The following is an 11,707-nucleotide window of genomic DNA, read 5'->3' as shown; positions in this document are numbered from 1 at the left end:
GCTCTGTACAAGTCTACACAGATCAAGGTTTACGCCTTCAGCTACCCGCGTCTCGATTTCGTCCATTTCTTAGCCAAATTGGAGTAAAAGGTCGATTTCGGCTGACAACTGACCAAAATAACAAGTTTGTAAAGTTAGAAACTCTGTGAGCCGCTGATTTTCTAGATATTTAAATAGGAATCTTAATCACATTCTCAAACATTTCACCTCAGACCTGCCCTAAAACTGTTAACTATTTGTCAATAAAGCTTTTACAATAAAGCAAGCATTACCAATGGTAAGCGCTATGCTTACCGCATACCCTACAAAAATAATAATCTTGGAGTCTACTATGACTGCGCGTGAAACTTTAGTGCCAGTTCTGCTTGAAAAAGTGTACAAACTGATTCAAGACAAACTCGATCTTGCTCATCAACCGCTCGTGACCCAACTTGCTCAACATCTATTTAGTAACATTTCGAAAGATGATCTGACTGAACGTAATGAATCTGACTTATATGGTGCGATAGTTAGCCTATGGCACCATATTAACGAGAAAAACCCAGAGGAGCGTTCAGTGCGGGTATTTAACCCGACAGTAAGCCGCCAAGGTTGGCAGTCAACGCACACGATTGTTGAAATAGTAATCCCTGATAGTCCGTTTCTTGTGGACTCCATTAAAATGGCGCTCAGCCGTTTGGATTTATCGTCACACCTCATGCTCAATGGCCCAACGCAAATCTCGCGCACCGATAACGGTGTTATTACTTCGGTAAACCAAGGTGAGGGTGTTCTGCAATCTCTTTTTCATATTGAAGTCGACCGCCTTAGTAGCAAAGAAGCGATGACACAGTTGAAAAATGAGTTGCTTAGTATTTTGAGCGATACAGCTTTAGTGGTGCAAGACTGGCAACCAATGTCAGAAAAACTGGTGCAAGTGATTGCGCAATTGGAGACACAAAAAGAGTTCATTCCTGTAGAAAGTGATCGTTACGAAGAAACCATCAAATTCTTAAAGTGGATGGGAAATCATAATTTCACTTTCATGGGGTACAAAGAATACGACCTCGTGACGGTCGAAGGCGATACTGAACTGAGACCAACAGCAGAAAAAGGGTTGGGTTTATTTTCTGATTCAAAACGTGTGCGCAGCGTAAAATTATCTGACTTTCCTGATTCCGCGCGCCTTGAAGCCAAAAAGCCTTTTTTATTGATTGTCACTAAAGGCAATACCCAATCACGTATCCACCGCCCAGCTTATACCGATTATATCGGCGTTAAAAAGTTCGACAAGGCAGGTAAAGTGATCGGTGAACATCGTTTCACTGGTCTATATACCTCGGCAGTGTATAACCAAAGTGTCGAAACTATTCCGCTGATCCGCGAAAAAGTAGAACGTATCCTAAAAGCCAGCGGTTATCGTGCAGGCTCGTATTCCTATAAAGCGCTGCACAATATTCTAGAAAACTATCCTCGTGATGAGTTACTGCAAGCACGTGAAGAAGAGATGTTAGAAGTTGGGATGGGCGTAGTGCAAATGCAAGATAGGGATTTGCTGCGTCTGTTTGTTCGTAAAGACCCGTTTGGTCGTTTCTTCAGTTGCATGGTCTATGTGACCAAAGAGCGCTATAACACCGAGCTTCGCCGCCAAACGCAACGAATTTTCAAACAGTACTTTGGTTGTGAGCAAGATGTTGAGTTCACCACTTATTTTTCAGAAAGCCCATTGGCAAGAACACACTACATCGTACGTGTTGATAATAACAATATGGATGTCGATGTAAAAACGGTAGAGCAGAATTTAATGGAAGCATCATCAACTTGGGATGATCGTTTATCAGATGCGATCGTAGCAAACTTTGGAGAGAGTAAAGGACTGCCATTATCGAAAGAATACATGCGTGCATTCCCTCGTTCTTACAAAGAAGACATGATGCCGGGTTCAGCGGTGGATGATATCCAGCGATTGGAAGCCTTAGATGAAGAGCACAAACTCGGCATGTTGTTCTATCGTCCACAAGAAGAAGCGGCCGATTCAAAAGCGGTGCGCTTAAAACTCTATCACCGTGACGAGCCAATCCATCTTTCTGATGTGATGCCGATGTTGGAAAACTTAGGGCTGAGGGTGATCGGAGAGTCACCTTATGAAGTACGCAAGTTAAATGGACAAACATATTGGATCTTAGATTTCTCAATGCTGCATAAGAGCGATAAGAGTGTCGATCTTCGAGAAGCGAGAGATCGTTTTCAACAAGCATTTGCGGCTATTTGGGCTGGTGAATTAGAGAGTGATGGCTTCAACCGACTAGTACTCGGTGCTTCATTAACTGGGCGCGAAGTATCGATTCTTCGTGCTTATGCGCGTTACATGCGCCAAGTGGGTTTCCCATTCAGTCAACAATATATTGAAGATACACTCAGCCATTATCCAGATGTAGCAAAAGGGCTGGTGGAACTATTCTTAAAGCGGTTTGATCCTAAACACAAAGGGGCTCAAAAAGGGCAAACGGATCTTATCAACGCTATTACTGAAGAGTTAGATCGTGTTGATAGCTTGGATGATGATCGTATTATTCGTCGTTATATGGAGATGATCAGTGCAACGATCCGTACTAACTACTTCCAGCTGGATGAAAACAATCAGATCAAACCCTGGCTTTCTTTAAAAATGAAACCGAAAGAGATTTCTGAAATTCCAGCTCCTGTGCCGGCTTTCGAAATCTTCGTTTATGCGCCTGATATTGAAGGTGTTCATTTACGTGGTGGTAAAGTAGCACGTGGCGGATTACGTTGGTCTGATCGCCAAGAAGATTTCCGTACCGAGATTCTAGGGTTAGTGAAAGCGCAACAGGTAAAAAATACCGTTATTGTTCCTGTGGGAGCAAAAGGTGGTTTTGTGTGTAAGAAACAGCACATGTTTACCACGCGTGATGAGATCTTTGCCGAGGGACAACGCTGCTATAAACGTTTTATTCGTGCATTACTCGATGTTTCCGACAATATTATTGAAGGCGAAGTCGTTCCACCTAAAAATGTCGTTCGTCATGATGAAGATGACCCTTACTTAGTTGTAGCCGCGGATAAAGGGACAGCAACATTTTCCGATTTGGCTAACTCAGTGTCAGCAGAATACAATTTCTGGCTAGGTGACGCTTTTGCTTCTGGTGGTTCAAATGGTTACGACCATAAAGCCATGGGGATTACAGCAAAAGGGGGATGGGAGTCAGTCAAGCGCCACTTCCGTGAGATGGGCATTAACTGCCAAACCACAGATTTTACAGCGATTGGCATTGGCGATATGGCTGGAGATGTGTTCGGTAATGGTATGCTGCTGTCTAAACACATCTGTTTGCAAGCAGCGTTTAACCATTTGCATATTTTCATCGATCCAACACCAAATTCAGCAAAAAGTTGGGAAGAGCGCAATCGCTTATTCAACACGCCACGATCTAGCTGGGAAGATTACAACGCAAAGTTGATCTCAAAAGGTGGTGGTATCTTCTCTCGCAAAGCGAAATCGATCACCTTAACGCCTGAAATTCAAAAAATGATCGGCACTAAGAAGGCTTCTGTTGCGCCTAATGAGCTGATTAAAATGATCTTGAAAATGGAAGTGGATCTTCTGTGGAACGGAGGCATCGGCACCTATGTTAAATCATCGAAAGAGAGCCATTCTGATGTAGGTGACCGTGCTAACGATGCTCTAAGAATTGATGGACGCGATCTTCGTACAAAAGTGATCGGTGAAGGTGGTAACTTAGGTATGACTCAACTTGGACGTGTTGAGTATGCATTAACTGGTGGTCGTGTTAATACCGACTTTGTTGATAACGTTGGCGGCGTCGATTGCTCGGATAATGAAGTTAATATTAAGATCTTCTTGAATGGCTTGGTGGCGAATGGTGATCTTACCGTCAAACAACGTAATCAGATCTTAGAGTCGATGGAAGACGAAGTAGGAGGCATCGTTATTGAAGATGCTTACGCTCAATCTGAAGCTATTTCTGTCACTGAGCAACAGGGTGTATCGTTAGTTAAAGAGCAGATTCGTTTCATCCATGCTATGGAAAAAGCAGGGCACCTTGACCGAGCATTGGAATACATTCCAGATGATGAAACTTTGCTTGAGCGTGAGAAGCAGGGATTTGCATTAACCCGTCCGGAGCTATCGGTATTAGTGGCATACGGCAAAATGGTGTTGAAAGAGGAATTGGCTTGTGAAGAGATTTCTCACGATGAATTCCATTCACAGCAGTTGATCAACTATTTCCCTACTGAGTTACGTCGTAACTATTCTCAGCACATGCAACAGCATCCACTTCGTGCAGAGATCATTGCTACGGCTCTGGCCAACCAGATGGTGAACGAAATGGGATGTAATTTCGTGACCCGTCTGCAAGAAGAGACTGGTGCGAATGTTGTCGATATTGCCAATGCTTACACTGCGGCAAGAGAAATCTATGGTTTAGGCCGTGTTCTTGAGCAGGTTCGTTTACTCGACAATAAAGCAGAAGCCGATGCACAGTACGATGTGATTTTCTTAGTACGCCGAACCTTACGCCGCTTATCTCGTTGGTTGCTGCGTAATCGTTCAGGCAAACAATCGGTCAAAGATTTGATTGCGCTTTATCAAACTGACGTCAATGCCGTTTCCGCTGAACTAGACAATATGCTCGTTGCTGAAGAGGTTGCAGAGCATAATGCCATGGCTCAAGTCTGGATTGATAAAGGCATTAACTCCGAACTGGCGAATTACGTTGCTCGTTTATCAAGCCTGTACTCAGCACTGGATATATCCACAGTGGCTCGTGATAAAGGTAAGACCGTTGCTCAGACAGCTAAGCTTTACTTTAACTTGGGTGATCGTTTATCACTGCACTGGTTCTTGAAACAGATTAACGGCCAAGCGGTGGATAACAACTGGCAAGCACTAGCTCGCGCTGCATTCCGTGAAGATTTAGACTGGCAGCAGCGTCAACTCACTGCGCAAGTATTGAATTGTACTTGTTCGCCAGAAGAACTCGATGTAATGAAAGCACTGGATGAATGGATTGCTAGTAATGAAGTATCCTTAATGCGCTGGGAGAGTATCCTCAACGAATTTAAAGTTGGTGCAGTACATGAATTTGCAAAATTCTCAGTAGCATTAAGAGAATTAGTACTTTTAAATTTGAATTGTGCGGCAAATGAGTAAATAATAACGCCCCGTTTATACGGGGCTTTTTATTTCGGAGGCACAATGCTCTACCGCTTAGCCAGGACTGGCTTTTTTCAACTTGATGCCGAAAAGGCACATGATCTCGCCATTGAAAACTTTAAACGTTTCACAGGCACTCCTCTTGATCTCTTCTATCGTCAACACTTACCCAATCGCCCAGTCGAATGCATGGGTTTAACTTTTAAAAACCCTGTAGGTTTGGCCGCTGGCCTAGATAAAAATGGGGAATGCATAGAAGCTTTTGGTGCAATGGGGTTTGGTTTTGTCGAAGTTGGTACCGTGACTCCACGTCCTCAATCTGGTAACGATAAACCGCGTTTATTCCGTTTGATCCAAGCGGAAGGTATTATCAATCGAATGGGCTTTAACAACTTAGGTGTCGACAACCTGGTTGAGAACGTTAAGAAAGCTAAATATGACGGCATTATCGGTATCAACATTGGAAAGAATAAAGATACACCGATTGAAAATGGGGCAGATGACTATCTTATTTGTATGGAGAAAGTCTACCCATATGCTGGTTACATAGCAGTGAACATTTCATCCCCCAACACTCCTGGGTTACGAACGTTACAATATGGTGAGGCATTGGATGATTTGCTTGCCGTACTGAAAGCGAAGCAATCTGAATTGGCTAAGCTGCATAATAAATACGTTCCGCTAACATTAAAAATCGCTCCCGATCTTTCTGATGACGAACTTAAACAAATTTGCCAATCGTTACTCAAGCATAATATTGATGGCGTTATCGCGACTAATACCACATTGGATCGGTCGCTGGTGGAAGGTATGAAATTCGCGAATGAAGCGGGTGGGTTAAGTGGCCGTCCTGTTCAATCAAGAAGTACGGAAGTGATTAAGTGCTTGTACCAAGAGTTGGGTGATAAGCTGCCCATTATTGGAGTGGGTGGTATTGGTTCTTGCATCGCTGCAAAAGAAAAAATGTTGGCGGGCGCGAAACTAGTACAAGTCTATTCAGGATTCATTTATCACGGCCCAGGTTTAGTGAGAGATATTGTCAAGAACCTGTAAATAAGTGCGATTTAAAGGTATTTACTCAGAAAAATAAAAAGTGACTGGGTCAAAGTAAGAGGGAATGAGTTATTCATTTCCTCTTTTTTTTTATATTTCTGTTCTTAAAATTACATTCACTAGCTGGCAAAGGTAATTAAGCGTTTTACCTAATAGTTTGATAATTCATTAAAATTAGAGAGTGGAACGATGCTTAAACCAAGTGACAAATGGAGTTGGTATTATTCAGATAGCGAAAGCTGCCTGATGTTGTACCTTGGTGATGAGATGGTTTTTAAGACCAATCTTTACCGTAATCTGCTCGTCGATTGTGCTTTTGCTGAGAATCATTTTTCAGTCGATGATGCGAGTGCTTTCCAAACCTACAAAGAGCAAATTGCCTATTTAGGTTTAAGTGAGCCAAGACAAGCCGAATTAGCACTCTATTGTGTTGCCGCTAAGCGTTTTCATAAACCTGTACAGCCTAAAAGTTGGTTTTTTGATCATCAAGGCTACGGTTTTGAACCGAGTGAAGGTGACATTGTTCGGTTGGTCAACGGCTACAGCCAAGGTTATTTCATCGTACTTGAGGTAGGGGACTGCGCTAGTCTTTGCGCCTTAGTCGATTTGGATGCGTTCATACTGAATGGTTCCAAACAGCTGGAATTCGGACAGGTCATTAAGGTTATGCATGACCGTATGGCTTGCGCTAATCATATTTTGCTCGAAGAGCACGTTGCTCTTGTGAGTTAACTTTTCCCTAATAGCACAACGTTTCGTTCCTTTGTTTCATTTCCCATCGGCTTAATAGCCGATTTTTTTTGCCTAGAGCTTTTCCCCAACTCAATCCTATCCGTCTGAATTCGATCTTAAATGTGAGATTTGTTCAGGATTCTGATGTTTTTTTCTTCAAAAGTGACGTTATAAACAGTGTCTACATCACTAGAAATGGCCGACATATTCCCATTTTTAGCTCATTTGTAATTAATTTACACTGTAAAAATCGATCTGGTATAGTCCAATTTTGCAGTGAATAAATACTCACTTATCCCGTAGGCCTTGCTATATCTAGTGAGATGTTTTTGCAATGCTCGAAGTTTGTCTATTTGTAAAATTGGCGAGTAGTTAAGCAATTGAATGGTTGAGAAGGCGAAAGAGACACTTTGTTTTACTCAAGCGTGGGATTGTCAGGTATAATGCGTGGTCATTTTTATCAGTAAAAGAGCAGTATGAATCAATATCTAGCGGTTACCTCAAACGGTCTTGAGAACCTATTAGTTGAAGAACTAACCAAATTAGGGATTACGGACGCAAAACCCGTGCAGGCCGGGGTAAAATTTAAAGCGTCGAAAGAGCAGATTTATCGCTGTTGTTTGTGGAGCCGTCTAGCATCAAGATTTGTTCGCGTCCTCTCTGAATTTACCTGCCAAAATGATATGGATCTTTACTTGTCGGCAAGTTCAGTGAACTGGGTTAATCATTTTCATAGTTCGAAAAAGTTTGTTGTCGACTTCAACGGCACAAATAACGAAATCCGCAACAGTCAGTACGGTGCGATGAAAGTAAAGGATGCGGTTGTCGACTGTTTCACCAAAAAGAACTTACCGCGCCCTTCGATCGATAAAGATCATGCAGATCTTCGTGTCCATGTACGCTTGCATAAAGATAAAGCCATTTTAGGGATTGATATGGTGGGCGGTGGTTTACATCAGCGCGGTTACCGTACCGAAGCGGGGCGAGCACCACTTCGTGAAACATTAGCAGCGGCTATTATTTTGCGTAGTGGATGGAGTGAAGCGAAGCCACTGCTCGACCCAATGTGTGGTTCTGGTACTTTGCTCATTGAGGCGGCCATGATGGCTGCTGGTATGGCCCCTAGTCTCAAGCGTCCAAAGTGGAGTTTCGAAGCTTTAGAGGATTTTGATGCAGAACTGTGGGCGCAAATAAAATCAGAGGCCAATGTTCAAGCAAGACGTGGTGTCAAGAAAGTTGACTGTAAGTTCTTTGGTTTTGATAACGATGCACGAGTGCTGCAGACCGCGAAAGATAACGCTCGCCGCGCAGGGGTTGAAGAACTGATTACCTTCCAGCTAGGTGATGCGGCACTGATCAAACGTCCTGAAGGGTTTGAGGATGGTGTGGTTATCTGTAATCCACCCTATGGTGAACGTTTAGGTACACATCCTGGTTTGATTGCTTTATACACGGCATTTGGTGGTCAATTAAAGGCTGAATTTGGCGGTTGCCAAGCGTCGATTTTCTCAAGCTCTGACGAATTACTCAGTTGTTTGCGTATGCGCGCTGAAAAGCAGTTTAAGTTAAATAACGGTGCGTTACCTTGTCACCAAAAGAACTACTCAATTTCATTGCGCACGGTAGAAGCGGGAGCGTCTATTTCTCAAGAATCGGTGATCGCTCCTGATTTTTCGAATCGTTTAAAGAAAAATATTGCGAAAATTGGTAAGTGGGCGAAACGTGAATCACTAGATTGCTATCGTATTTATGATGCTGATTTGCCTGAATACAATGTTGCGATCGATGTTTATCTCGACCACCTAGTGATCCAAGAATACGCCGCACCTAAAGATATTCCAGAAGAAAAGGCGAAACGCCGTTTAACAGATATCATTCGTGCCGCGATTCAAGTCACCGGAACAGAAGCAAATAAAGTGGTACTCAAAGTTCGCGAAAAGCAGAAAGGACGCTCTCAATATCAAAAATTAGGGCAAATTTCTGAGACAATGGAAGTGAACGAGTATGGCGTTAAACTGATTGTCAATTTACATGATTATCTCGATACGGGTTTATTCCTTGATCATAAATTGACGCGTCGTCGCTTAGGGCAAATGGCAAAGGGTAAAGACTTCCTCAATCTATTTGCTTACACCGGCTCTGCAACCGTTCATGCCGCTTGCGGTGGAGCAAAATCAACCATGACGGTTGATATGTCTAAAACCTATTTAGAATGGGCTAAAGACAACTTAAAGCTCAACGGTCAAGTTGGACACCAGCATCGCTTTGAACAAGCCGACTGTGTGCAATGGCTAGAGACTGCAAAAGAACAATTTGATTTGATATTTATCGATCCGCCGACATTCTCAAATTCCAAACGTATGGAACACACATTTGATGTGCAACGCGATCATATTAAGTTGATGGAAAATTTAAAACGTATCCTACGTCCAGAAGGTACGATTGTGTTTTCAAACAATAAACGACATTTTAAAATGGATTTAGAAGCGCTAGCTGAGCTTGGTTTAGTTGCTCAAAACATTTCAGCACAAACATTACCACTGGATTTTGAACGTAACAAACAGATCCATAACTGCTGGACGATTTCCCATGCATGCAGTGAATAGGGAATGAAGTTGTTCACGCTTTACAGTACTGAAGGATGCCATCTCTGTGAGATGGCATTTCAGCTTGTTCAGCAGGCAAACATTGCTGAACAAGTACAACTTGTTGATATTGCATTTGATGATGCGCTCTTCTCTCGTTACGGGGTCACTATTCCGGTTCTTAAATACCAAGAATCTGAACTGAGCTGGCCCTTTGACCAACAAACATTACTTCATTGGTTAGAAAATAATGGCATTAATTACCATCCATAACGGTCAATTAGCATTTGGTGACCACCCATTACTCGATCATGCAGATTTCGCATTACAAGAAAATGAACGAGTTTGTCTCGTCGGCCGAAACGGTGCAGGCAAGTCGACTATGATGAAAGTTCTTGCGAGAGAAATCATCATGGACGACGGAAAAATGCAGATAGAACAAGATGTTGTTGTTTCTCGATTAGAACAAGATCCGCCTAGAGATGAAGCTGGCACCGTTTTTGATTATGTTGCTGGTGGATTAGCGGAAGTTGGTGAGTATCTAAAGATCTATCAAGATCTTTTAGATCTCATCGTTATCGATCCAAGTGAAAGTAATATCAATAAGTTATCTCGTATTCAAGAGCAGCTAGAGCATACAGGGGCATGGCGTTTTGAAGAACGTATCCAAAATGTTCTGGCGGCGTTGAAACTGGATGGTCACACCAAACTAACGGATTTATCCGGTGGATGGCAGCGTAAAGCGGCTCTTGCAAGAGCACTAGTGTGTGATCCTGATGTCCTTTTGCTTGATGAACCGACTAACCACCTTGATGTAACCACCATCGAATGGCTCGAAGGCTTTTTGAAAGATTTTAGAGGCTCGATCATCTTTGTATCGCATGACCGGACGTTCATCCACTCAATGGCGACACGCATTGTTGATCTTGACCGCGGTAAACTCAGCTCGTTTCCTGGTGATTATGATCAGTACCTTGTCGCCAAGGAAGAAGCCTTGCGCGTAGAAGAGATGCAAAATGCCGAGTTTGATAAGAAATTGGCCCAAGAAGAAGTTTGGATTCGCCAAGGCATCAAAGCGCGTCGTACTCGTAACGAAGGGCGCGTAAGAGCACTCAAGAAGCTAAGAGAAGAGCGTAATGATCGCCGTGAGGTACAGGGCAAAGCAAACTTGCAAATCGATGACGCTGCGCGTTCAGGAAAAATTGTCTTCGAAGCGAAGGATATTAGCTATAGCATTGATGGCAAAAACATTGTCTCGAACTTCAGTTTCAATATCATGCGTGGTGATCGCATTGCACTTATTGGCCCTAACGGATGCGGTAAAAGTACGCTGCTGAAACTGCTGTTGGGTGATTTACAACCTCAGAGTGGCAAATTACATTGCGGTACCAAACTTGAAGTTGCTTATTTTGATCAGTACCGTGAGATCCTCGATCCTGAGAAGTCGGTAATTGACAACTTAGCTGACGGAAAACAAGAAGTGATGGTGGCTGGGCGCCCACGGCACGCATTAAGTTACTTACAAGATTTCTTGTTTGCCCCTAAACGTGCGAGAACGCCAGTAAAAGCGCTATCTGGTGGTGAGAAAAACAGACTGTTGCTCGCTCGTATTTTCCTCAAACCGAATAATTTATTGATTTTAGATGAACCAACCAACGATTTAGATATCGAAACTTTGGAACTTTTAGAAGATTTGCTTGCCAACTACCAAGGCACATTGCTGCTTGTCAGCCACGATCGTCAATTTGTTGATAATACTGTAACAACGAGTTGGATTTTTGAAGGCGATGGCAAAATTGAAGAATTTGTTGGAGGCTATCACGATGCTCAGCAACAAAGAGCTCAGGTTTTGCAGTCACGAGTTGCTGAAAATGTCAGCAATAAAGAAAAAGTGGTTGAGGAAACTCTCAAAACAGCGCCAATTAAGACAAAACCTAAAAAGTTATCTTATAAACTGCAGCGAGAAATGGATGAGTTGCCCGCAATGTTAGAGCAACTTGAGAATGATATTGAAATGCTTCAACAGCAAGTGAACGATCCTGAGTTTTTCATGCAATCAGCAGACAAAACACAGCCCGTTTTAGATAAGTTAACTGCGAAAGAGCAGGAGCTTGAAATTGCTTTCGAGCGCTGGGAAGAGCTCGAAGCAATGCAACAGGAA

At 42.9% G+C, this 11,707-nt stretch carries 7 protein-coding genes; all 7 read left to right on the top strand.

Annotated elements, in window-relative coordinates:
* Positions 1-149 (top strand): DUF2835 family protein (locus AACT21_RS00795; protein ID WP_094164228.1); only part of this gene is annotated, 149 nt, incomplete at its 5' end.
* 182 nt (positions 150-331) lie between these two features.
* Entirely contained in the window at positions 332-5,173 is a 4,842-nt protein-coding gene (locus AACT21_RS00790) for an NAD-glutamate dehydrogenase (protein WP_094164227.1), read from the top strand.
* A gap of 45 nt (positions 5,174-5,218) precedes the next feature.
* Complete coding sequence (gene pyrD, locus AACT21_RS00785) at positions 5,219-6,229, top strand: quinone-dependent dihydroorotate dehydrogenase (RefSeq protein WP_094164226.1); 1,011 nt, start codon at positions 5,219-5,221, stop codon at positions 6,227-6,229.
* A gap of 189 nt (positions 6,230-6,418) precedes the next feature.
* Positions 6,419-6,961, top strand: coding sequence for a cell division protein ZapC (locus tag AACT21_RS00780; protein ID WP_010320557.1), 543 nt, complete (start codon positions 6,419-6,421; stop codon positions 6,959-6,961).
* Positions 6,962-7,437: 476 nt separating this feature from the next.
* Positions 7,438-9,567: a bifunctional 23S rRNA (guanine(2069)-N(7))-methyltransferase RlmK/23S rRNA (guanine(2445)-N(2))-methyltransferase RlmL gene (gene rlmKL, locus AACT21_RS00775; RefSeq protein WP_094164225.1), complete on the top strand. Its 2,130-nt coding sequence runs from the start codon at positions 7,438-7,440 to the stop codon at positions 9,565-9,567.
* A 3-nt stretch (positions 9,568-9,570) separates the two neighbouring features.
* Entirely contained in the window at positions 9,571-9,819 is a 249-nt protein-coding gene (locus tag AACT21_RS00770) for a glutaredoxin family protein (RefSeq protein ID WP_013856908.1), read from the top strand.
* Positions 9,797-11,707 (top strand): ABC transporter ATP-binding protein (locus tag AACT21_RS00765; protein WP_094164224.1); only part of this gene is annotated, 1,911 nt, incomplete at its 3' end. The genes AACT21_RS00770 and AACT21_RS00765, both read left to right, overlap by 23 nt.

It is taken from the genome of Vibrio sp. V08_P9A1T1, assembly GCF_963874405.1.
Lineage (GTDB): Bacteria > Pseudomonadota > Gammaproteobacteria > Enterobacterales > Vibrionaceae > Vibrio > Vibrio anguillarum.
This window is presented reverse-complemented; position numbering and strand designations above follow the sequence as displayed.